A 23,008-nucleotide genomic window follows, 5' to 3' on the forward strand; every position below is an offset into this window, starting at 1 on the left:
GTAGAATGCGTTCTGAAACATCCGGAGGAGCGGCGCATGGCGATCGTATTCATCACCGGCAGCGCGGACGGTCTCGGCCGCGCGGCGGCACAATCCCTCCTCGATCAAGGTCACCGCGTCGTGCTGCACGCGCGTTCGGCCGATCGTGCCGCAGCACTTGGCCAGCTTGCGTCGCGTGCCGCCGGAATGGTGGTCGGTGATCTCAGAAGTGCCGCTGAGACGAAGAGCATCGCCGACCAGGTCAATGCGATCGGGCGCATGGATGCGATCATCCACAACGCCGGCGTCTACACGCGGCCGAGCCGTGGCTCGACACCGGAAGGCCATGCCGAGACTCTGGCCATCAACACGCTTGCGCCGTACATGCTGACGGCCCTGATCGAGCGGCCCGACCGATTGGTGTATCTCAGCAGCGGGCTGCACCGCGGCGGAGAGGGTTCGCTGGACGACCTCGACTGGACGAAGCGGGCTTGGGATTCGGCCAAAGGCTATGCCGAGAGCAAGCTGCATGTCGTCGCGCTCGCTTTTGCGCTGGCCCGACGCTGGCCCAAGGTCCTGAGCAACGCCGTCGATCCCGGATGGGTGCGCACGAAGATGGGTGGCGCGAACGCGCCGGTCGATCTCGACACCGGACAACGGACCCAGACCTGGCTGGCGGTGAGCGAGGATTCCGCTGCCCTGGTCAGCGGGCGCTACTGGCATCATCTCCAACAGCAGCAGCCCGCCAGTGAGGCGAGCGATCGGATATTTCAGGACCAACTCATCGGCAAATTGAGCAAGCTGACGGGCGTCGAGCTGCCGGAGGCGTAAAGCGCGATGATTCGTCGTCATTGCGAGCGCAGCGAAGCAAATCCAGTCTGCCTCCGCGGACACACTCTGGATTTGCTTCGCTGCGCTCGCAATGACGGAGCAAGCTTCAATCGATCCGATCCGGCCGCCATGCCGCATACAGACCGACGAGGGTCCCGATGGCGACCAGCCCTGCCGCGAGCAGCACCTGCAATTGCCCGCCATCGGTGGCGCCCACGGATGACACTAATCTGGTCACGACGATGAACAGAACGCTCACTGAGGCCGCCGCACCCACGCAAAGATGGGCGAGCTCTCGCGTCAGGTTCCGGCCGAGAAGTCCGAGTGCCGTAAAATACATCGCGCAAGCGTTGGGATGGACAAACAAGGCAACGCGGGCGTAGCGGCCGTAAGCGTCGAGCAAGGACTCACATCGGCTCAGTGCCGCTCTCGAGGCAACGCGCTGCAGGAGCGGTCTGAAAAAGCGAGCCTGTCCGTAACTCAGAACGGCGCCCACGATGATGGCCAGCCACGCCACGATAAGAACGGAGACATCCGCGGACTTCGGAGTAAGCGCGACGGACATCAAGATGAGGGCAGTTCCGGGAAAATAGCCAAAATAGGGGAAGAGCGACTCGGCGAGAATGCAGACGAACATGAAGACCGGAAACCATGATGAACCGGTCGCCCCCTGGACGATGGCGTTCAAGTCGAAAAGATTCGTCCTGTACAGGACGAGGTACATGCAAATGGCCAATCCGGCCAACGCGTAAAACGGCAATGCGCCGGACAGAAACCGTCTCATTCAACCATCAAGCTTTGTTGCGCTGACATAGCGGCCTCGCTCTTTTCCGGATCATGCTTTAGGCGAATGAGATTGCCTCTGTCGATAGCGCCCTTTGCTCACGCAATCCTCGCTTCGCCCTGCGCGCCTATCCGATCGACAGAATCTCGATCTCCTGCGCTCCCGCACCCACGACATCGCCAGCCGCCTTCCCCATCAACGCCCGCGCCACTGGCGAGACGAACGAGATCGTCCCCGCCTTCGGGTCGGCTTCGTCCTCGCCCACGATGCGGTAGGTCTGCACGCGGCCATCAGTGCGGCTGAAGGTGACGGTGCTGCCGAAGGCAACGACATCGCTCGAGGTCGGATCGGGAACGACCTGCGCGGTGCGCAGCCGTTCGGTGAGATAGCGGACGTCGCGCAGTGGCACGGCTGATTGCCGGCGCTTTTCGTTGACGTCATCGATCGCTTGCGCGGCTTCATAGGCCTCGCGCGCCTCGGCAAGCTGCGTCTGCAACGCCTGCAAGCCTTTTTTCGTCACGAGGTTCGGATGCGGCGAGATCGGGCGGTCCGGCAACAGCGTTTCGGACGCGGTTTCGGCGCTTTCTTCCTTGGTGAAGGCGACGCTCAATTTTCAAAATCCTGTCGAACTGTCCTGGCTGCCGGCAGCGCGTTCCGCCGGTGACTGACCCGGACTATATCTCAAGTTCGACGAAACGGCGCAGCTTGAAGACGATGTCCGGCATGGCCTGGCGGAACCGGGTCGCGTTCTGGAACGTCGTCGAGAACGGCGCGAAGGTGATCATGGCATTCCAGTGCTTGTAACCGTAGACCGTGACGGAGGCGCCGGTCGCGGGAAAATTCTCCATCTTGCGCAATTCGCCAAGCACGAGATCGGCAATCGCTTCCGCAGGCAGCAATTGCTTGCCGTCTCGTGTGGTGACGATTTTCGGGGGCGCCTCGACCTGCGTGTCGGCTGCTACAGTCTCGACGGCAGGCGCTGCAGCATCCGTGTTGGACGGCTCGACCGCCTCGAACCCGTTCGTCGGCGCTGTCGGCGGAGCCTCGGCGAGCGGCGGCGGCGTCACGACGTCTGCGCGCTTGTTGCCCCCCAGGATGCTGGTGATCATGGCCACCAAGCCAGCATCCTTCCCGTCCTCGCTCATTCCTTCCCCCGGACCTTTGGCCTTTAGCGTATTATCGGTTCTGATTGAACCGAAGCTCCAGATTCTTGTTTTGACGCGTTTTCTTCACGCGAACCGGTATCCACTCGCTCGAAAACGCTCTCGCTAGAACCCGCAAGCGGATCGCCACAATGTATGCGGTCGAACCCAATCTGGCCAAGCCCATACGTTCGACGGCACCGGCGCCGCAACCGCTATCCCGGTCGCGCCGCGGCGCAATCCGCTACTGCTTATCGAACGGAATGTATTGCTGGTATTGCTTGGGCACCGAGCTGCGGTAGCGCGCGGGGACGGTGCCGGTGTCGACCGAATGATCGATCTCCTGCTGCCGCGTCATCTTCTTCTTCGCCGGCTTCTTCGATGCGCTCTTCTTGGAATCGGTCGGCTGGCTGGAGGTGTCGGTGGTCGCAGCCGGTGCCGTCGTCGCGGCCGGCGCAGTGCTCGTTGCGGCAGGCGCAGCGGTTCCGACGGCGGCCGGTGCGCCCTGCGCCAGTGCGAGCGGCGTTTGCATCACGAGCACCAGCGCTGCCGTCGCAGCCAGCAAATATGATCTCTGCATCAGAACCTCCAAAATGCCTGATCCGAATGAGGCAAGCCTAGTCCCACGGGATCGAGGCGTGCAAGTTCGTTGAGATTAGGTCGGAACCTCTGCGCGAACTGTGGTGGAGATCACATTGTCCGCCGCCGGCTGCGTCAGGATGTAACTCACCTCGAACGCATCCCGCGTCGCGGACACCAAGATAGGCATGACCGTGCGTCAGACAGACCACGGGGAACGCCGAGGCACGGCCGTTCCACCTCGCCCCAGAAGGAGATTGAAATGCGTCGCACCATCCTCACCCTTGCATCGTTCGCAATCGTGATCGCCGCGTCCTTAGCGGCGGCGCCGGCCCAGGCCGCAAACGACAGATATTGCCTGCAAGGCCGCAACTGGGGCTATCCCGGCAATTGCCAGTTCGCGAGCTATCAGCAATGTGCCGCCACCGCCTCCGGCACATCGGCCTCTTGCGGCATCAACCCGCGCTACGCCTACTCGCAGCCGTACTATTACTGACAAGAAGGCGGCGTGCGTGACTGCGCACACCGCGCTCCGCTATGCGCGAGCTCCGAGGCCGGTCTCCTCCAGCCGCATCGCGAACCAGCGCGACAGCGCTTCATCGACGAGCCCGCTGACATAGACCTCCGACATCGTGACCTGGTGCCTATCCAGCACCAGCAGCACGCCCATCCAATAGGGAAACCAGACATGCACGTCGGTCAACGCCCTCAGTTTGTGCTGGTCGTGCTCGAGCGGCGTGTGATTGCTCGCCTTGCGGATCTCGATCGTGAGCAAATTGTTCGGGATCTCGCGCTGATGCACGGCAACATCAGGATAGATCGACTTGCCGAGATGGTCGTCGGTCGAGATGATGGTGCCGTGCGGCAGATGCAGCGTGCGCTCACCGAGCCGGTCGTAATTGCAATCAACTGACCAGCCGGAAAACTGCTTCTCCAAGTGCACGGCGAAGCGGTGCGTGATCGCGCGCTCGCCGACGTCCTTCTCGAACAGGAATGATTCCTGCGCGTAGAAGTCCCGGAGCGCCGCGATCACCTTGTTCAGCTCGGTCTGCATCGTGCCTCCGGGCCCATCACGCGCACTCAGTTGCGCCGCCGCCAGATCCTCATGGTGAGGAGCGCGGAACGCGCGTCTCGAACCATGAAGGCCCGTATCCCACCTGCAAGCATCCTTCGAGTCGCCCGCTCACGCGGGCTCCTCAGGATGAGGACTGAAGTCGCGGCGCGACCGGCCAGACTCACATCTGAACTTCGATCAGGCGCGGCCCGGGCTCGGCGACGGCTTCGGCGAGCGCCTTGTTGAACTCGTCGGCATTGGTGACGGCACGGCCGGGGACGCCCATGCCCCTCGCGAGCGCGACGAAATCCAGCGTCGGACGATCGAGCCGCAGCATGTCGTTGGCGCGCTGGCCGGGCTCGCCGGCGCCGACATTGTCGAACTCGCCGCGCAGGATCTGGTAGATGCGGTTGGCGAACACGATGGTGACGATGTCGAGGTTCTCGCGGGCCTGCGTCCACAGCGACTGGATCGTGTACATCGCGCTGCCATCGCCGACCATGGTGATCACCTTGCGATCCGGACAGGCGATTGCGGCGCCGATCGACAGCGGCGTCGAGAAGCCGATCGAGCCGCCCATGTTCTGGAGCCAGTCGTGCGGGGCGGCGGCCGCCGTCGGCGGGAAGAAGCCGCGGCCGGTGGTGAGGGATTCGTCGACCATGATGGCGTTCTCGGGAATCGCACAGGCGATCGCCTGTGCGATCGAGGCAAAGGTGAGCGCGCCGGTCGGCTTGACCAGTTCCTGCAGAGCCTGCGGCTTGACGTCCGTGACGCTGGCCTTTACGGCGCCCGCAAGCGCTTCCAGTGCGGCGACCGAGTTCTCGCCCCAGGAGGTCATGCGATGGACCTCGCAGCCCTGCGGCTTGAGCATGCTCGGCTTGTTCGGATAGGCGAAGAACGCCACGGGATCGTCGGACTCGACCAGCACGATGTGACGGAATTTTGCCAGCATCGGCAGCGCCTGCTCGATGACGTAGTGAATGCGATCGATCGAGAAACGGCCGCGGCCGCGCGCCATCTTGGGACGGAAGGTCGGGCCCATCACCGTGCATCCGGTCTTGCCGGCGATCCGCTCGGCGAGCGCCAGGCCCTGCTCGCTCAGCGCGCTGCCGGTCATCAGCAGCAGCGTGCCCTCCCCGTCGCCATGCAGGATCCTTGCGGCCTGGTCGACCGCCTGCGGCGAATAGCTCGCCCGCTGCTGCTCGGCCGGAACCTCGGCGATGCCGTCGGCCTCGTTCCAGGCGGTGTCGGCGGGCAGGATCAGGGTGGCGATCTGCGGCGGCGCGCTCTTGGCGGCGGCAATCGCTGCGGCGCCGTCGGCGGCGACCGATGTGGAATCCGGCGAGGTGCGGACCCAGGACGACATCGGCCGGGCCAGGCCCTCGATGTCGGAGGTCAGCGGCGCGTTGTAGCCGATGTGGTAGACGGCGTGCTGGCCGACAATGTTGACGATGCCGGAATTGGCCTTCTTCGCGTTGTGCAGATTGGCAAGGCCGTTGGCGAGGCCGGGGCCGAGATGCAGCAAGGTCGAGGCCGGCGTTCCCTTCATGCGGAAATAGCCGTCGGCAGCCCCGGTGACCACACCTTCGAACAGGCCGAGCACGCAGCGCATGCCGGGCACGCGGTCGAGCGCTGCGACAAAATGCATTTCGGAGGTGCCGGGGTTGGTGAAGCAGACGTCCACCCCGCCCTTGACCATTGTCCGCACCAGGCTTTCCGCACCGTTCATCCCAAGGCTCCCACGACAGGCATTGTCCAGATATCCGTGCGATCAATCATTGTTCGCGCGTTCCGTCAAAGCAATAGCCGCCATCGCCGCCCTGCCCGGCGTAACGATGCGCCGGCTTGGCTAATTCTTTTCGGCAAATGGGCGCGGTTGCCGATTTGGTAACGCCAATCGTTAAGCATGGCGTCCCTCACGCGGCCGTGGCTTGCGAAATGCCCGCAAATATGGCCTCTGGCTTCCATTGAATCGATTTTTTGTTGGGGGAGACAATGATCCGGTTTTTTGCCGCGCCGATCGCCGCCATGGCACTGCTGTCGGCCATGGCAGGAGGCGCGCTCGCCGAAGAGTTCGACTCGCGCGACATCATGGGCGGCGGCCCGAACTTCTTCCGTTCCGGCGCCAATCCCGTCCCCCGCACCACCGTCATCTATAACGGCAATTACGCGCCCGGCACGATCGTGGTGAACACGAGCGAGCGGCGGCTGTATCTCGTGCTCCAGAACGGCCAGGCGCTGCGCTACGGCATCGGCGTCGGCCGCGACGGCTTCCGCTGGGGCGGGGTGCACAGGATCACCGCCAAGAAGGAATGGCCGGACTGGACGCCGCCGGCGCAGATGCTGGCCCGCCGGCCCGATTTGCCGCGCCACATGAAAGGCGGCGTCGAAAATCCGCTTGGCGCGCGCGCGATGTATCTGGGCTCGACGCTGTACCGCATCCACGGCTCCAACGAGCCGGAGACGATCGGCCAGGCCGTGTCCTCGGGCTGCTTCCGCATGACCAATGAGGACGTCACCGACCTCTACAGCCGGGTCGCGGTCGGCACCACCGTGGTGGTGCTGAACAACTAGGCTGCCACAGAGGGAACCCGCAGGGCGCGTGAATTTGTGGGCTTGTGCGCGCGACGCGAATGCGGCAGCGTCGCACGACAATGAGCGCATTGAACCTGACCGCGCCCGCCGTCCGCGCCGCCGTGCTGGCGCTCGCCGCGCTCACATTGGTGCCTGACACCGCGACCACGGCCCGAGCGGGCGAACTGCCCGCGATCGCCTCGCGCCAGCGCTCCGAGAAGAAGAGCTTTACTGACGGCGAGATCGTTGACGGTTTTCTCAAGACGGCGTTCGGCGCCGAATATCACCTCGCCGGCCGCGTCGACCGCATCCGCAAGTTCGACGGGCCGGTGCGCGTGTACGCCGAGAGCGACCGCGCCGACCGCAAGATGCAACTCGCAAGGGTCGTGACCGACATCGCCGCCCGCGTGCAGCATCTCGACATCGCCATGACCGACACCAATGAGGCGGCGAATGTGCGGGTGAAGCTCGTGCGCGATCGCGATCTCTACCGCACCCTCACCAGCTTCTACGGCGCCGAGAAGGCGCGCGAGATCCGCACCTCGCTCGATCCGCAATGCCTGTCCGGCTTCCGCAAGAACGACAATTTCGAGATCGAGCATTCCGACGTCATCCTCACCGTCGACAACGGCGATTTCGTCTTCCTCGACTGCGCCTATGAGGAGCTCTTGCAATCGCTCGGGCCCATCAACGACACCACCAGCGTGCCGTGGACGATGTTCAATGACAACGTCTCGATGGGCTATTTCGACGTCTACGACCAGTACATCCTCAATCTGCTCTACGACCCCCGCATCAAGCCCGGCATGACGGTGCAGGAGGTCAAGGCGGTGCTGCCCCAGGTGCTCGCCGACGTGCGCACCTGGGTGAAGCGGGTGAACGATCTGAAGGAATGAGGCGCTTCTTACCATTCCCTGGAGAGCAGGCAATCGCATATGGGTTTTTGGGCGGCGAATGAGCACGCGCCTCGTCCTTCGAGACGACCGCTTCCAGCGGTCTCCTCAGGATGAGGCTAAGCGGCATCGGTGCTCGTTGAAACTGCGGCCGTACACTCCGTCCTCATCCTGAGGGCCCGCCAAAGGCGGGCGTCAAGATCGCGCCCTCACACCTTCCTTGCTCTCGTCATCAGATATTGCTGGCGCATCACGTTGTTGCCGGCATCGAAATATTCCGAGATCAACGCCTCAAACTCGGCCCGGAAGCTCCTGAGCTTGTCCGGCTCGTCCTTGTACTGGGCGACGAGCTTGATCAAAGGCCCGATCGTCGTTTCCATGGTGCGGCGGAAATGCTGCGGGCTGAGTGCGGACGGCGTCATCATGTCCATCTCGAAGGAGATGTCCTGTGCTTTCCCGGCGAGACGCTCGGCGACCGTTTTCGGATCGCCCCACAACACCGGCGACGCCATACCCTCGGGCGGCGGCAGATGGCGGCCGATCAGCGCGAACATCCGTCCGACATAGAGATGTGGCGGCCAAGTGGAGAAAGCGATGGTGCCGCCGGGCTTCAGCACCCGCAGCATCTCGCCGATGGCAAGGTCGGGACGCGGTGCAAACATGTGGCCGAACTGGCTGAGCACCACGTCAAACTCATTGTCGCCATAGGGCAGGCTTTCGGCGTCACCGTCAGCGAAGTCGATATCGAGGTTCACCAGCTGGGCGTGCTCGCGGGCGCGCTCGATCAGAACCGGCGACAGATCGAGACCCCTCACCTTCGCACCGCGGCGCGCGGCCGTGATTGCGACCACACCCGTGCCGCATGCAACGTCAAGCAACCTTTGGCCGGCGACGACGCCGGCAAAACCGACCAGCTTGGCGGCGGCCGGTGTGGTGAACACTTCCATCGGGGTGAACAGCGACCAGGCCTCCTTCTGAACGGCCTTGAAACCTGCAAACGGATCCTGCGCGGTCATGGAACTCTCCTTCTCGAGCTCGATGTTCATGAGGCTGACGACGGACGCCGAAGGTTCAACGCGCTCACCGAAACCTTCTTCCCGTATGGTCCGCCTTGTCCGTCCATCCTTGCAAGGCTCAGCGGCACGAGGAACGTGGATGCGCGGGGCAAGGTTGGGCATGACGATCCCACTGCAACAGTCTAGCCTCGCGCGGGCCCGCTGCAGGCTCAATAGATCGAAGACTATTGCACGAGATCGGCAACGGTGGTGGCGGCTTTCAGGCCGGTGCCGGTGAGGACGGCGACCGTGGTCTCGTTCGCCTTGATGGCCCCGGCAGCGGACAGTTTTTCCAGCGCGGCAGCTGCGCTGGCGCTGGTCGGCTCGGCAAACAATCCTTGCCGTGCAAGACGCCGCAGGGCAGCAACGATCTCGTCCTCGGTGAGCGCGACGGTGCCGCCGCCGCTTTCGCGCAAGGCGCCGATGATCTCGCGCAGGCGCAGCGGATTCTTGATGGCGGTGCCTTCGGCGATGGTCTTGTGCACCTCGCGCGCGACAGGCGTATCGACGCCGGCCTGGAAGCTTGCATCGATCGGCGAGCAATTTTGCGGCTGCGCCGCGAACAGGCGCGGCAGCTTTGCGATCTGGCCGGCTTTGCGCAGCTCGCGGAAGCCGAAGGCGCAACCGAGCAGGCTGCTGCCGGCACCGACCGGGACGATGACGTTGTCGGGCGCGCGGAAGCCGAGGTCCTCCCAGATCTCATAGGCGAGCGATTTGGTGCCTTCGAGGAAAAACGGCTGCCAATTGTGGCTGGCATAAAACGTCTGGTGCGACTGGCGGATCGCCTCGGCCTCCGATTCCTCGCGCGGGCCATCGACGAGCTGCACCGCGGCGCCATAGGCGCGCACCTGCGCGATCTTGGCCGGCGAGGTCGAGGCAGGCGCGAGGATCTTCACGCGTAGGCCGCCGGCGGCACCCAGCCCGGCCATGGACGAGCCGCCATTGCCTGAAGAATCCTCCAGCACCGCATTGATGCCGATCTGGCGCAGGAAGGACAGCATCACGGAAGAGCCACGGTCCTTGAAGCTGCCGGTCGGGTTGAACCATTCGAGCTTGAACAGCGGTCGCAGTTCGCCCCAATCCTGCTGGACCAGGGGCGTGCAGCCCTCGCCGAGCGTGATCGGCTTTGCGATCTCGACCGGCAGCGCCGCCCGGTAACGCCAGAGCGATCGCATGCGGCCATCGATGTCTTCGCGCGACATGCCGGCGCCCGGCGTCACCAGCAACGGCGTGCGCTCGTCCGAGCACCAGCGCGGCCGGTCCAGCGGATAGAGCTGTCCGTTGCGGGGGTCGATGTAGCTGGCGGGCATGGCAGTCTCCAAGGCAAGGCGATCCTACGGTTGGGCTGAGTCAAGGTTTTGTCGAGAACGTGTCGTCCGCATAGCCAACCCATTCGGCACCCCTTGAAAACATGAAAATTGGAAATATTTCAATCTCTTAAACTGGCCGCAGAGGTAGATCGGCCGGGTCCGCCAACGCGGGCGCGCGGTGCCAAAGGCGGCGCTGCTGGCGCGTTGACGACGGGAATTAGGCACGAAGGGGCTCTGCCCGCCCGGCACGATTAACTTGTCTGTCGTGCCTCGCCGCTACAATATGTTGGATTGAGCTCGCGTCGCCGGTGTCCTCGACTGGCAACGCGACCGAGCCAGGCCCGTCCGAGCGGCGGGCCGTTGGCTTTTTGGGAGCCTGGACATGAGCCGCGCGAACCGAACCGACCACATCCGCCTGACCTCCCATCCGGAGCCGGGCCGGAAGGCCGCCTTCCCGATCCATTGGGGCGCCACTGAGGCGCGCGCCCGGGGTCCGATCATCGGCACGGTGTCGCGCGCTGGGGATCGCAACGTGATCGGCAGCCATGGCGGATCCTACGCGATGTACCGGGCACTCGCGGTATCCGCCGGGGCGCTCGATCCGATCCGGCGTCCTGACCTCACCAACACATTTCCCGCCGCGACCATTGGTCCGTTCCCGCAATGGAATGATCCCACGAAAATCGTCGCGCTCGATCCGTGGGGGCATCTCGTTGCGGAAAACTTCCGCCAGGAGATCGCCGAGGGCTTCGACATCAGGCCGAGCATCGCGGTAACCCGCGCGCGACTGGACCTGCCGGAGATCCGCGAGGCGCTGGCGGCAAAGCGGCTACGCGCCGACGGCGAGGTCGTGCACGCCAATGGCAGCGTGTCGGTGGTGAAGATCGCGATCGATCCGGTGTGGTACCTGCCGGGCCTCGCGACTCGCTTCGGCACCGGCGAGACCGAGCTGCGGCGCACGCTGTTCGAGCAGACTGCCGGCATGTTCCCGGAGCTGGTGACACGGCCGGACATGAAAGTGTTCCTGCCGCCAATCGGCGGCACCACGGTGTACTTGTTCGGCGATGTGACAAAACTACCGGACCACCGCACCAAGATCACCTGCCGCGTGCATGACGAGTGCAACGGCTCGGACGTGTTCGGGTCCGACATCTGCACCTGCCGGCCCTATTTGATTCACGGCATCGAGGAATCCGCGCGCGGCGCGCAGGAGGGCGGGCTCGGGCTCGTCGTCTACAATCGCAAGGAAGGCCGCGCGCTTGGCGAGGTCACCAAATTCCTGGTCTACAACGCGCGCAAGCGCCAGGAGGACGGCGATGCCGCCGCCGCCTATTTCGAGCGCACCGAATGCGTCGCCGGCGTGCAGGACGCGCGCTTCCAGCAATTGATGCCGGATACGATCCACTGGCTCGGCTTGACCCGCATCGACCGCTTCCTGTCGATGAGCGACATGAAATACGACGCGCTGACCTCGCAAGGCATCGACATCGTCGAGCGCGTGCCGATCCCGCCGGAGCTCATTCCCGCCGACGCCTATGTCGAAATCGCCGCGAAGAAGGCCGCTGGCTATTACTCGACCGAGATCGCGCCGGAGAAGGACGTCAACGACGTGGTCGGGCGTTCGCTGGAAAAATACTGATCGCGCAATGGTGGAGGCTTTGGAACGAGGGGCGCGCGCGCTGCTCACTGCGGCGGCGGTCCGCGCGCGGGCCGCGCAGATGCTAGAGATCGGCCTTGCCGGCGGCCTCCAGCATTTCACGATCGATCTCGACCGTATGGACGGCGTCGCGGAGGCCGTGCTCGCGGTGACGCGCAAGGCCTATACGAGGCTGGACATTCCCTTCCATGCTCGATGGCGGCATTTCGTGCTTGGCGGCGTCGATCGCTGGGCGGAGCTCGCGGACGCTACGTCCTGGCCGGATCGCGCGGCGCGGGCGCGCGCGGAGTTCGACCTCGCCATCGTCAGCGTGCTGCTCGATGCCGGCGCGGGTGCGGCGTGGCGCTATCGCGACGCGGTGACAGGAGAAAGCATCGGCCGGTCCGAGGGGCTTGCGATTGCAAGCCTTGATATGTTTGCGGGCGGCCTTTTCTCGCGCGATCCCGGCGCGCCGTTCAGGGCCGATGCGGACGTGCTTGCAAGGCTGCCGCGCGACAGGCTCACATCCGCCTTTCAGGTCGGCGATGCCAATCCGCTGCTTGGACTCGAAGGGCGCACGGATCTGCTGCGCCGTCTGGGCAAGCTGGTCGCAGAGCGTTCGGAGGTATTCGGTTTGAACGATACGCCGCGGCCGGGCGGCCTGTTCGATCACATCGCCGCGCAAGCCGTGGGCGGCGCGCTTCCCGCGCCCGCCATCCTTTCCGCGGTGCTGGACCAGCTCGGACCAATCTGGCCGTCGCGGCTGGAACTCGCGGGCATTCCGCTTGGCGATTGCTGGCGTCACCCGGCGATCGAGGCGGACGACGCCACCGCCGGTCTCGTACCGCTGCACAAGCTGTCGCAATGGCTGAGTTATTCGCTGATCGAGCCGCTCCAGCGCGCGGGCTTCGAAGTGACCGACATCGACGGCCTGACCGGGCTCGCCGAATACCGCAATGGCGGCCTGTTCGTCGATCATGAAGTGCTGCGTCTGCGCGATGCCGCGGATGCCGCGCGCGCGCATGCCGTGGATTCGCTGCTCGTCATCGAGTGGCGCGCGCTCACCGTCGCCCTGCTGGACCGGCTGGCAGAGCGCATCCGCGCCAAGCTCGACCGCACGCCTCAGACGTTACCGCTCGCCAGCATTCTGGAAGGCGGCACCTGGGCCGCGGGCCGCGCGATCGCCTTTGCACGCCGTCCGGACGGTTCGCCGCCGCTCAAAGTGATCAGCGACGGCACGGTTTTTTAATAACCCTCTCCCCTTGTGGGCTACGGGATGCCCGAAAGTGGAGAGGGTGGCTTCGCGAAGGCGAAGCCGGGTGAGGGGTTGTCTCCGCCGGCACATCCCTCATCGAAGCTTGTGGAGACGACCCCTTATCCGGCGCTTCGCGCCACCTTCTCCCACAAGGGGAGAAGGGAAGAAGAAGAGCATCCCATCATGGAAGGCGTCACGATCGTCGATCATCCGCTGGTGCAGCATAAGCTGACGCTGGTGCGGGACAAGTCCATCTCGACCAAGTCATTTCGCGAGCTGATCAAGGAAATCGGCATGCTGCTGTGCTACGAGGTGACGCGCGATCTACCGCTCGCCGACACGGTCATCGAGACGCCGCTGGCAATGATGCACTCGGCCAAGATCGCCGGCAAGAAGCTGGTGTTCGTGCCGATGCTGCGCGCCGGCACCACCTTTGTCGACGGCATGATGGATCTGGTGCCGACCGCGCGCGTCGCCCATATCGGGCTCTACCGTGAGCCGCACAGCTTTGCCGCGGTCGAGTATTTCTTCAAATCGCCGTCCGATCTCGGCGAGCGGCTCGCGATCGTGGTAACGCCGGTAGTCGCCACCGCCAACACGGCCGTCGCCGCCATCGACCGGCTGAAGGAACGCGGCGCCAGAGACATCCGCCTCGCCTGCCTGATCGCCGCGCCGGAAGGCCTCGAGCGCCTGCGCGGACTGCACCCGGACGTTCCGATCTGGACGGCCGCGGTGGACGAAGGCCTCGACGAGAATGGCTTCATCCTGCCCGGCCTTGGCGACGCCGGCGACCGCGCTTACGGAACGCGGTAAGTGCTACGCGCACATTAGGAACAGCTTCCGTCGCGCGAGGTTCTCCTGCTCTAGCATGGAGAGCACGATGACCTATCAGAATGATGACCGCAGAACTGACCGTGCCCGCCGCAACAGCCCGGTGGGCTGGGCGATCGGCGCCATCTTCGTGATCGCCGTGATCGCAGCCATCTTCTTCTACAATGGGCGCGAGGTCGGTCAGCAGACCACGACATCCAGCCCGAACAATGCGCCGAACGTCACCACTGGCTCGAACCCGCCGGCGGCGCCGGCGAAGTAAGCCCCGGCGGCTCACACCTTTCCGCTGCCGCAAATCGCCTTCAGCGCCCGCCACTCCTTGTCCGTCAGCAGCGGCGGGCCGCTGGCGGGGCGATCTTCCTTGGTCATGCGCGCAAGACGGTCTTCGGTCAGCGGATGGCTGGCGAGGATCGTCATGAGACCGGAGCCGCCTTCCTTGCCGGTGATGCGGGACATCAGCTCGGCCGCGGGCTTGGGCGAGCGGCCGAGTGCGTGCATGACGTCGATGGCGAAGGTGTCGGCGCCGGTCTCGGCCTCGCGCGAATAGGAGGCTTCGACCACACTGCGCGAGGCGAAGATCACGGCCGAGGAGCCGGTGACGTCGCCGAACAACAGGCCGATCAGGAAGGAAGTGCCGCCGTTGTAGATCAGGCCACGCATGTTGTCGTGATGCTTGAGATGGCCGAGCTCGTGCGCGAGGATGCCGGCGAGCTCGTCGGGGCTTTCAGCCTTGTCGAGCAGGCCCTTCAGCACGAACACCTTGCCGCCTGGGAGCGCGAACGCGTTCGGCACCGAACTCGGCAGCACGCCCGCCGTCATGGAATCGTCGTCGAGGCCGGCAGCATCGCGCAGACGGTTGACGAGCTTTGTGAATGCGGCCTTGCCCGCGGGATCTTCGCACGCGCTGCGGCCGAAAATGGTCTTCACCTGGACCTCGGACGCATCGCCAATGCGGCGCTCGATCGGTTTCGGCACGAGCGGCGCGAGCCGGTCGGCGGCGAGCGGTACGCCGAACAGCACGACGCAGACGATCGAGACGGCGGCGGCCACCGACCAGCCGACGATCCTGGCGACGCCACGGCGCGTGGTCTGGTGCTCGTCGAGGCGCAAGCATCGCGCGGCTAGATCGGCTGCGAGCGCGGCATCACGGACCTCGAGCCGCGCGAGTGGCGGCGCGGATATCGAAGCCAGACGCAAAACCCCGGCCGGGCTGTCGGCGCGGCGGATATCGGCATAGACCCAGCGAACGGGCGCTTCGCCGTCCTCGGCGATCTCGAGCGCGTCACCGAGCGTCAGCGTCACCTGACGCTTGCGGCTCGAGACGCCATCGAAGAAGATCGTCGGCTTTGCGGACTGCGCCGGGGCCTCGGTCAACAACTCGCTCACAGCTCAGAATCCCGCAACATCCAGTCCATCGGCAAAACCTTCGCCGAGCGCGCCAGCGAGCTCGCCGCTGCCGCGCACATCCGCCGCGGCCGCGATGTCGTGCACCTCGACAGTCTCCAGCACCTTGGCCCAGAGATCGCGCTGGAGATAGACGCGCATGACGATGTTGACGGCAAGGGCGAGCGCGAAATAGCCGATCACCATCATCACCAGCATCGGGATGCTCTTGGCAGCATTGTCCGGGCCGAACACCTCCTCCACCGGAACGCCGCTCAGCGTGACGACGAGCATGGTGGCGCCGCCAAGATAGGCGGCAAAAGCCATCGAGAGCAGCAGCCACCAGCCGATCACCTTCCAGTACAGGCCATAGAAGGCGTCATGAGGCAGGCGCGAAGACAGGCTGACGCTGCCGATACGGATGCCGTCGAGCCACCAGCCCCATTCGCGCGCCTTGAACTCGGCGTAGAAGAACGGTGCGAGCGGGAAGATCACCAGGGCGATCGGGCTGAGCAGCCACAGCCACCAGCCGCGCTTGAAGAACGTCCAGCCGTCGCCTTCGAAATCGCCGGTGAGATCGCCGTAATGGGTGTGCTGCATCTTGTAGCGTTCGAGCGCAGCCTCACGCCAGGGCAGCGCCAGGCCCAGCGTCAGGAACACGAGCAAGCCCCACAGCATGGCACGGAACGAATAGGCCCAGCCCGAGCCGTCCATCCAGAACCGCACGCCGCGCCAGACCGTACGCGTCAGGCGATAGCGGCGCGCACGAAAAATCGCGAACTGGCCGAAGGCATAGAAGGCGATGAAGAGCGGCGCCGAGGCAAAGCCCTGCCAGCGTTCGAACTCGATGCCGACAAGGAAATAGGCGAGATAGATCGGCACCAGGATCGCAAGTGCGAACAGAAAGCCGACCAAAAGCTCCTTACCACGTCCGGTGTATTCGGCTGCATCGCCGTCGATCGCAGTGTTGGTCCACAGATGACGGCGGATGTCGGTGACGAGCCAGAACCGGTAGAAGCCGAAGGTGACAAGCTCGAGCATGGCACCCCTGGTGACCAGTTTGCGGAATTCGGGGCGGTTGCCGGTGAAATCGACCCGCATCGGCGGCAGCGGCGGCGGTATGGGTTCGGAGCCGGTAGGGGCCCATTGCATGTCGTTCACGGCGGCAACCTCGGGGTGCGGATCTGTGACGGCCAAACTATAGATCAGAGGTTAGTCGATCCCCAAGGTAACCGGGTTCGATTTACCTCGATTCCAGTTGGTTTCTTGCACAATTCCCCACTGAGCGGCGTGCGCGAGGTCACGTTCGCGTGCCAGCGTCACGTCCGCCCGACGCTCTCGGGAAGGTTGGATGTGGCAAAACTCTCCTTGCCCCGGCGTAGACAACCGGCTGTAATTGCAAATCAAATACCGCAGCGCAGAATTCAACGACGCGCGGTTCACAACAGGGAGAGCGGTCATGCATGGGACCATCGAGAGCGCGGCTACGCTCGACGCGTTGCGCGAGCGCGCCACGTCGCTGCCGCTGGAGCAATTCGATCCCGGCGATCCTGAACTGTTCAGGACCGATACGTTCTGGCCCTATTTCGACCGCCTGCGCCGGGAAGATCCCGTGCACTATTGCAAGGACTCGATGTTCGGGCCGTACTGGTCGGTGACGCGCTACAACGACATCATGGAGATCGAGACCAATCATTCGGTGTTCTCCTCCGCCTCCGCGCTCGGCGGCATCACCATCCGCGACATCGATCCAGACCTGCGCCGCGAGAGCTTCATCTCGATGGACCCGCCGCGCCATGCGGCGCAGCGCAAGACCGTGGCGCCGATGTTCACACCGACGCATCTGGACAATCTCGCGCTCAACATCCGCAAGCGCTCGGCCGAGTGCCTGGACAATTTGCCGCGCGGCGAGGTGTTCGACTGGGTCGACCGCGTCTCGATCGAGCTCACCACGCAGATGCTGGCGGTGCTGTTCGACTTCCCCTGGGAGGACCGCCGCAAGCTGACGCGCTGGTCCGACATTGCCACCACCATTCCCGGTCCCGACGGCCTCGTGGCGACCGAAGACGAACGGCAGGCCGAGCTGACGGAATGCGCTGCCTATTTCTCCCGCCTCTGGAGGGAGCGCATCGCGCAGCCGCCGAAGAGCGACCTCCTGTCGATGATGGCGCATGGCGCCGCCACGCGCGACATGGATGCGAAGAACTTCCTCGGCAATCTCATTCTTTTGATCGTCGGAGGCAACGACACCACCCGCAACACCATGTCGGGCTCGATCTACGCGCTGAGCCAGCATCCGGAGCAATATCGCAAGCTGCGCGAGAATCCTGATCTGCTCGACAGCTTCGTGCCGGAGGTGATCCGCTGGCAGACGCCGCTCGCGCATATGCGGCGCACGGCGCTCTCCGACTTCGAGTTCCGCGGCAAGCAGATCAAGAAGGGTGACAAGGTCGTGATGTGGTATGTCTCGGGCAACCGAGACGAGGAGGTGATCGAGAGGCCCTACGATTTCATCATCGATCGCGCCCGCCCGCGCACGCATCTCTCCTTCGGCTTCGGCATCCACCGCTGCGTGGGCTTGCGGCTGGCCGAACTCCAGCTCAAGATCATCTGGGAAGAGATCCTCAAGCGCTTCGACCATATCGATGTGGTCGGCGAACCCAGGCGGGCCTATTCGAGTTTCGTAAAGGGTATCGAGACGCTGCCGGTGAAGATCGCCGTGTGAGTCGAAGAACTCCCCTCTCCCGCGTGCGGAAAGAGGCGAAGGAAAGATCAACTGGAGCCACGACCATGAACATCCAAGCGCCGGTTAGAGTGGACAAGGCCGAACGCATGCGCAGGGCCCGCGAGGAGGCCTATGCGACGCCGTTGTCGCAATTCCACCCCGGCGCGCCCAGGCTGTTCCAGGACGATACTTTATGGCCGTGGTTCGAGCGGCTGCGCAAGGAAGAGCCGGTGCATTATTGCACCAACGCGCCGATCGAGCCCTACTGGTCGGTGGTGAAGTACAACGACATCATGCACGTCGACACCAATCACGGCATCTTCTCCTCCGACTCCAAGCTCGGCGGCATCTCGATCCGCGACGTGCCCGAAGGTTATGACTGGCCGAGCTTCATCGCCATGGACCAGCCCCGGCACTCGGCGCAGCGCAAGACTGTGTCGCCGATGTTCACCCCTCAGCATCTGGACGAACTGGCCAAACTGATCCGCCAGCGCTCGCAGACCGTGCTGGACAATCTGCCGCGCAACGAGACTTTCAACTTCGTCGAGCGCGTCTCGATCGAGCTGACGACGCAGATGCTGGCGACCCTGTTCGACTTCCCCTGGGAGGAGCGACGCAAGCTGACGCGCTGGTCCGACGTCTCGACCGCGCTGCCCAAGAGCGGCATCGTCGCCTCGGCCGAAGAGCGCCGCCGCGAGATGGACGAGTGCTATGCCTACATGTCGAAGCTGTGGAACGAGCGCGTCAATTCCGAGCCGCGCAACGATTTGTTGTCGCTGATGGCCCATAACGAGGCTACACGCCACATGGACCCCGACAACCTCATGGGCAACATCATCCTGCTCATCGTCGGCGGCAACGACACCACGCGCAACACCATGACCGGCTCAGTGCTGGCGCTGAACGAGAACCCGGAGCAGTACGACAAGCTGCGCGCCAACCCGGCGTTGATCGATTCCATGGTGCCGGAGGTGATCCGCTGGCAGACGCCGCTGGCGCATATGCGGCGCACCGCGCTCCAAGACACCGAGATCGGCGGCAAGCACATCAAGAAGGGCGACCGCGTCGTGATGTGGTACGTCTCCGGTAACCGGGACGAGGAGATGTTCGACAAGCCGAACGATTTCATCATCGACCGCCCGCGGCCGCGCACCCACCTCTCCTTCGGGTTCGGCATCCACCGCTGCGTCGGCATGCGTCTGGCCGAGCTCCAGCTCCGCATCATCTGGGAAGAGATGCTGAAGCGCTTCGACCGCATCGAGGTGGTCGGCGAGCCCAAGCGGATCTACTCGAGCTTCATCAAGGGGTATGAGTCGCTGCCGGTGCGGATTCCGGGGTAGGATAGGCTCCGCTCCTAGAAGGCTCTTTGGGGCAAGCGACCTCATCAATCTCCGCTGTCATGCTCCGCGAAAGCGGAGCATCCAGTACGCCGCAGCCTTTCGGTTCCAGCCGTGCGGCCTCTGGAATACTGGATTGCCCGCCTTCGCGGGCAATGACACCGAGGGTGAGGCGAAGAGCGCATCGCCCCTGATACTCGGCAAGCGCAGCGACACCTCGGCTATAAAATTCCGGCATGACAGCTCGCGCCAGATGCGAAGGCAAGTTGGCACCGGGCTGTTCTAAGCACGAGCGCACTTAACTCAGCCTGATGTCCCACAGGCCCTCCTTGCGGCAGGCCGCGACCTCCTCGCGCAAAAGTCCGGTGATGGCGAGCGAGGCCGTCGAGGCCGGACGATCGATCGGAGAAGCGAAAATGAGCTCGCGCGTCATCGGCTTGGATACGGGCGCGGTCTCCAGCCGGCCGTCCGCGACCTCGCCGTGGACGGATGATGGCGGCAGCAGCGCGAAACCGAGGCCCTCCTCGACCAGGCTCGTCAGCACGCGAAACGAATCCGCTTCCAACTGGACGTCGAGCTTGATCTTGCGCTGGGCCGCCGCGTGCTCGATCAGCGCGCGGAGGCCGTGCGAATGACTGGGCAGCACCAGCCGTTGCCGCAGCAGCCAGCCGATGTCGACGCTCTTCCTGCGCGCGAGACCACAGCCGCGCGGGCCGACAGCGACGATGTTGTCGCGGCCGAGACTCTCGACGTTGAGATGCAGGTCGGCCGAGCGGCCGTAGAGGATGGCCAAGTCCATCTCGCCGCGATGCAGCCATTCGACGAGATGGCCGCTGTAGCTCTCGACGATACGCAGCGAGATACCGGGAAATTTCTCGACGCAGCGCCGCGCAAAGCGCGCCGACAGCACGCAGCTCACGGTCGGAACCAGGCCAAGCACGACCTGGCCGGATGGCGGGCCCTTGGCCGACTGGATGTCGTCGCGGATCTGGTCGATCTGCCGGACGATGCCGGAGGTTCGCGCGAGCAGCAGGCGCCCGGCTTCGGTCAGCACCATGCCGCGGCCGTTGCGCGTGAACAGCTCGGTGCGCAGCTCGTGTTCCAAGAGCTTGATCTGGCGGCTGAGCGCCGGCTGCGCCACGCGCAACGTGTCGGACGCCTTGGACAGGCTGCCGAGCTCCGCCACGCAACTGAAGGTCCTAAGCTGACGGAAATCCATGCTTGCCAATCCTGGAAGGCTACTCCATACGCTATAGCAAATGAGCATAGGGGACTGGCGTTGTTTTCACAACGCCGGGGGATTGGCCGGCGTTATCTTAACTGCCGCTATTGATTGGAAACGCCATGAGTCAAGAACACCACACCGAAGATTACGCCGACATCCGCGAAGCGGTCGCCAAGCTCTGCGCGCAATTTCCCGGCGAGTATTGGCGCAAGCTTGATCGCGAGATGGCTTACCCGAAGGCTTTCGTCGATGCGCTGACTGAGGCCGGCTATCTCTCGGTGTTGATCCCTGAGGAATATGGCGGCGCGGGGCTGAAACTCTCGGCCGCAGCGGCGATCCTGGAAGAGATTCAACGTGCGGGCTGCAATGGCGGCGGCTGCCACGCCCAGATGTACACGATGGGAACGGTGCTGCGGCACGGTAATGCCGAGCAGAAGGCGAAGTATCTGCCGAAGATCGCGAGCGGCGAATTGCGCCTGCAAGCTTTCGGCGTCACCGAGCCGACCAGCGGCACCGACACCTCCTCGCTCAAGACCTTCGCGCGCAAGGACGGCAACGACAGCTACATCGTCAACGGCCAGAAGATCTGGACCAGCCGCGCCGAGCATTCCGACCTGATGGTGCTGCTGGCGCGCACCACGCCGAAGGAGCAGGTCAAGAAGCGCACCGATGGTCTCTCGGTATTCATCGTCGACATGCGCGAGGCCAAGAACAATGGTCTGGAGATCCGCCCGATCCGCACCATGATGAACCACGCGACCACCGAAGTGTTCTTCACCGACATGAAGGTGCCGGCGGAAAATCTGATCGGCGAGGAAGGCAAGGGCTTTCGGTACATCCTCTCCGGCATGAATGCCGAGCGCATTTTGATCGCGGCCGAATGCGTCGGTGACGCCAAATGGTTCATCGCGAAGGCCACGAACTATGCCAAGGAGCGCGCGGTGTTCGGCCGACCGATCGGCCAGAATCAAGGCATCCAGTTTCCGATCGCCAAGGCCTACGCCTCGATGCGTGCGGCCGAGCTGATGGTGAAGGAGGCCACGCGTAAATACGAGGCCGGGCTCGATTGCGGTGCGGAGGCCAACATGGCCAAGATGCTCGCGGCGGACGCGTCGTGGGAAGCGGCCAATGCCTGCATCCAGACTCATGGCGGTTTCGGCTTCGCCGAGGAGTACGACGTCGAGCGCAAGTTCCGCGAGACGCGGCTCTACCAGGTGGCGCCGATCTCGACCAACCTCGTGCTGTCCTACGTCGCCGAGCACGTGCTCGGCATGCCCCGCTCGTATTGAGGCAGCCATCATGGGAGCACTTGACGGGATCAGGGTGATTGCGGTCGAGCAGGCGGTGGCGGCACCGTTCTGCTCGTCGCGCCTGGCCGATGCCGGCGCGGAGGTGATCAAGATCGAGCGCCCCGAGGGCGATTTTGCACGCGGCTATGACGCGGCAGCCAAGGGCCAGAGCAGCTACTTCGTGTGGCTCAACCGCGGCAAGCAATCGGTGGTGGTCGATCTCGCAACGAAAGAAGGCTGCGCCGAGCTGGAAAAGCTGATCGCAAGCGCCGACGTTCTGATCCAGAATCTCAAGCCGGGCTCGATGGACAAGCTCGGCTTTTCGCGCGAGCGGCTGCTGAAGGACTATCCCAAGCTGATCTCGTGCACGATCACCGGCTACGGCGACGAGGGCCCGTACGCGCATCGCAAGGCCTATGACTTGCTGATTCAGGCGGAAAGCGGCCTGGCCTCGATCACCGGAAATCCCGACGGCGCCTCGCGCGTCGGCATGTCGATCGTCGACGTCGCGACCGGCGCGACCGCGCATGCGGCGATCCTGGAGGCGCTGATCGCGCGCGGGCGTACCGGCAAAGGTGCCGACATCCGCATCTCCATGTTCGACGTGATGGCGGATTGGTGCACCGTGCCGCTGCTCAACTCGGAGGCCGGCAATCCTCCAAAGCGCATGGGCCTGCGCCATCCGTCGATCGCGCCCTATGGCGTGTTCACCTCGGAGGACGGCAAGGACATTCTGATCTCGATCCAGAGCGAGCGCGAGTGGAAGACGCTTTGCGCGAAGGTGCTGAACCAGCCGGACCTGCCAAGCGATCCGCGCGTCGCCAACATGGTCGAGCGCGTGCGCAACCGCGACTTCACCGACAAGACCGTCGCGGACGCCTTCAGTCATATGACGCGCGACGAGCTGCTGAAGCGGCTGTCCGACGCCGACATCGCCTTTGCCGAGGTCAACACCATGGCCGACCTCACTAACCATCCGCATCTGCGCCGCATCGAGGTCGATACGCCCAACGGCCGGGTCAGCTATCCCGCGCCGGCGCCGATCATCGTTGGCGAGACGCGCAGCTATGGGCCGGTGCCGGCGATCGGCGAACGTCCCCAATCCAAGACATAGCAGAGCGAGGCG

The 23,008-nt window shown here is 64.3% G+C and carries 23 protein-coding genes; 12 read left to right on the top strand and 11 right to left on the bottom strand.

From position 1 onward, the window contains the following. Positions 1–36: 36 nt before the first annotated feature. Positions 37–810: an SDR family NAD(P)-dependent oxidoreductase gene (locus tag IVB12_RS35730; protein WP_247307580.1), complete on the top strand. Its 774-nt coding sequence runs from the start codon at positions 37–39 to the stop codon at positions 808–810. A 106-nt stretch (positions 811–916) separates the two neighbouring features. Here IVB12_RS35730 and IVB12_RS35735 read toward each other — a convergent pair whose 3' ends face one another. From IVB12_RS35735 to IVB12_RS35750, 4 genes are all read right to left on the bottom strand, one after another. Then, positions 917–1,594, bottom strand: a complete 678-nt coding sequence (locus IVB12_RS35735) for a hypothetical protein (RefSeq protein ID WP_247307196.1) — start codon at positions 1,592–1,594, stop codon at positions 917–919. Between the two features lie 127 nt (positions 1,595–1,721). Continuing rightward, positions 1,722–2,204 (bottom strand): transcription elongation factor GreA, encoded by a 483-nt coding sequence (gene greA, locus IVB12_RS35740; protein WP_247307198.1) that lies wholly within the window; start codon positions 2,202–2,204, stop codon positions 1,722–1,724. Between the two features lie 64 nt (positions 2,205–2,268). Next, positions 2,269–2,739: a hypothetical protein gene (locus IVB12_RS35745; protein WP_247307200.1), complete on the bottom strand. Its 471-nt coding sequence runs from the start codon at positions 2,737–2,739 to the stop codon at positions 2,269–2,271. Positions 2,740–2,980: 241 nt separating this feature from the next. Then, positions 2,981–3,316 carry a hypothetical protein gene (locus tag IVB12_RS35750; protein ID WP_247307203.1) on the bottom strand — a complete coding sequence of 112 codons (336 nt, stop codon included), beginning with the start codon at positions 3,314–3,316 and terminating at the stop codon, positions 2,981–2,983. A 261-nt stretch (positions 3,317–3,577) separates the two neighbouring features. On the opposite strand from IVB12_RS35750, the gene IVB12_RS35755 reads away from it, so the two are divergent. Further along, the gene (locus IVB12_RS35755; RefSeq protein WP_247307206.1) at positions 3,578–3,811 is read left to right on the top strand and encodes a DUF3551 domain-containing protein; all 234 of its coding nucleotides are present in this window, start codon (positions 3,578–3,580) and stop codon (positions 3,809–3,811) included. A 39-nt stretch (positions 3,812–3,850) separates the two neighbouring features. Here IVB12_RS35755 and IVB12_RS35760 read toward each other — a convergent pair whose 3' ends face one another. Then, a complete protein-coding gene (locus tag IVB12_RS35760) occupies positions 3,851–4,369 on the bottom strand; it encodes a hypothetical protein (RefSeq protein ID WP_247307208.1) in 519 nt (172 codons plus the stop codon). Positions 4,370–4,550: 181 nt separating this feature from the next. After that, complete coding sequence (locus tag IVB12_RS35765) at positions 4,551–6,098, bottom strand: acetolactate synthase large subunit (protein WP_247307215.1); 1,548 nt, start codon at positions 6,096–6,098, stop codon at positions 4,551–4,553. A gap of 266 nt (positions 6,099–6,364) precedes the next feature. Here IVB12_RS35765 and IVB12_RS35770 point away from each other — a divergent pair, with 266 nt between their 5' ends. Together IVB12_RS35770 and IVB12_RS35775 are read left to right on the top strand one after the other, a co-directional pair. Continuing rightward, complete coding sequence (locus IVB12_RS35770) at positions 6,365–6,943, top strand: L,D-transpeptidase (protein ID WP_247307218.1); 579 nt, start codon at positions 6,365–6,367, stop codon at positions 6,941–6,943. Positions 6,944–7,023: 80 nt separating this feature from the next. Further along, positions 7,024–7,839: a DUF2927 domain-containing protein gene (locus tag IVB12_RS35775; protein WP_247307222.1), complete on the top strand. Its 816-nt coding sequence runs from the start codon at positions 7,024–7,026 to the stop codon at positions 7,837–7,839. 206 nt (positions 7,840–8,045) lie between these two features. Here IVB12_RS35775 and IVB12_RS35780 read toward each other — a convergent pair whose 3' ends face one another. Together IVB12_RS35780 and IVB12_RS35785 are read right to left on the bottom strand one after the other, a co-directional pair. Further along, the gene (locus IVB12_RS35780; RefSeq protein WP_247307225.1) at positions 8,046–8,852 is read right to left on the bottom strand and encodes a class I SAM-dependent methyltransferase; all 807 of its coding nucleotides are present in this window, start codon (positions 8,850–8,852) and stop codon (positions 8,046–8,048) included. Positions 8,853–9,076: 224 nt separating this feature from the next. Continuing rightward, a complete protein-coding gene (locus IVB12_RS35785) occupies positions 9,077–10,201 on the bottom strand; it encodes a threonine synthase (RefSeq protein WP_247307228.1) in 1,125 nt (374 codons plus the stop codon). A gap of 382 nt (positions 10,202–10,583) precedes the next feature. On the opposite strand from IVB12_RS35785, the gene IVB12_RS35790 reads away from it, so the two are divergent. The 4 genes from IVB12_RS35790 (at position 10,584) to IVB12_RS35805 (ending at position 14,185) form a co-directional block, all read left to right on the top strand. Continuing rightward, complete coding sequence (locus IVB12_RS35790; protein ID WP_247307231.1) at positions 10,584–11,840, top strand: GTP cyclohydrolase II; 1,257 nt, start codon at positions 10,584–10,586, stop codon at positions 11,838–11,840. 7 nt (positions 11,841–11,847) lie between these two features. Then, positions 11,848–13,086, top strand: coding sequence for a URC4/urg3 family protein (locus IVB12_RS35795; protein ID WP_247307234.1), 1,239 nt, complete (start codon positions 11,848–11,850; stop codon positions 13,084–13,086). A 189-nt stretch (positions 13,087–13,275) separates the two neighbouring features. Beyond that, complete coding sequence (gene upp, locus IVB12_RS35800; RefSeq protein ID WP_247307237.1) at positions 13,276–13,905, top strand: uracil phosphoribosyltransferase; 630 nt, start codon at positions 13,276–13,278, stop codon at positions 13,903–13,905. 67 nt (positions 13,906–13,972) lie between these two features. Beyond that, the gene (locus tag IVB12_RS35805) at positions 13,973–14,185 is read left to right on the top strand and encodes a hypothetical protein (protein ID WP_247307240.1); all 213 of its coding nucleotides are present in this window, start codon (positions 13,973–13,975) and stop codon (positions 14,183–14,185) included. An 11-nt stretch (positions 14,186–14,196) separates the two neighbouring features. Here the strand turns inward: IVB12_RS35805 and IVB12_RS35810 are convergent, their stop codons facing one another. Next, a complete protein-coding gene (locus tag IVB12_RS35810; protein WP_247307243.1) occupies positions 14,197–15,309 on the bottom strand; it encodes a M48 family metallopeptidase in 1,113 nt (370 codons plus the stop codon). Positions 15,310–15,312: 3 nt separating this feature from the next. Then, positions 15,313–16,458 (bottom strand): YjgN family protein, encoded by a 1,146-nt coding sequence (locus IVB12_RS35815; protein WP_247307583.1) that lies wholly within the window; start codon positions 16,456–16,458, stop codon positions 15,313–15,315. A 307-nt stretch (positions 16,459–16,765) separates the two neighbouring features. Between IVB12_RS35815 and IVB12_RS35820 the strand changes: the two genes are divergently transcribed. Both IVB12_RS35820 and IVB12_RS35825 read left to right on the top strand, forming a co-directional pair. Next, the gene (locus tag IVB12_RS35820) at positions 16,766–18,031 is read left to right on the top strand and encodes a cytochrome P450 (protein ID WP_247307246.1); all 1,266 of its coding nucleotides are present in this window, start codon (positions 16,766–16,768) and stop codon (positions 18,029–18,031) included. A gap of 65 nt (positions 18,032–18,096) precedes the next feature. Further along, on the top strand, positions 18,097–19,371 hold the full coding sequence (locus tag IVB12_RS35825; protein WP_247307249.1) for a cytochrome P450: 1,275 nt from the start codon (positions 18,097–18,099) through the stop codon (positions 19,369–19,371). A 295-nt stretch (positions 19,372–19,666) separates the two neighbouring features. On the opposite strand, the gene IVB12_RS35830 is transcribed toward IVB12_RS35825, so the two are convergent. Next, positions 19,667–20,587 carry a LysR substrate-binding domain-containing protein gene (locus tag IVB12_RS35830; protein ID WP_247307252.1) on the bottom strand — a complete coding sequence of 307 codons (921 nt, stop codon included), beginning with the start codon at positions 20,585–20,587 and terminating at the stop codon, positions 19,667–19,669. Between the two features lie 125 nt (positions 20,588–20,712). Here IVB12_RS35830 and IVB12_RS35835 point away from each other — a divergent pair, with 125 nt between their 5' ends. After that, on the top strand, positions 20,713–21,882 hold the full coding sequence (locus IVB12_RS35835; RefSeq protein ID WP_247307254.1) for an acyl-CoA dehydrogenase family protein: 1,170 nt from the start codon (positions 20,713–20,715) through the stop codon (positions 21,880–21,882). A 10-nt stretch (positions 21,883–21,892) separates the two neighbouring features. Beyond that, positions 21,893–22,996 (top strand): CaiB/BaiF CoA-transferase family protein, encoded by a 1,104-nt coding sequence (locus IVB12_RS35840; protein ID WP_247307257.1) that lies wholly within the window; start codon positions 21,893–21,895, stop codon positions 22,994–22,996. The last annotated feature ends 12 nt before the right edge of the window (positions 22,997–23,008 follow it).

It is taken from the genome of Bradyrhizobium sp. 179, from assembly GCF_023073535.1.
Lineage (GTDB): Bacteria > Pseudomonadota > Alphaproteobacteria > Rhizobiales > Xanthobacteraceae > Bradyrhizobium.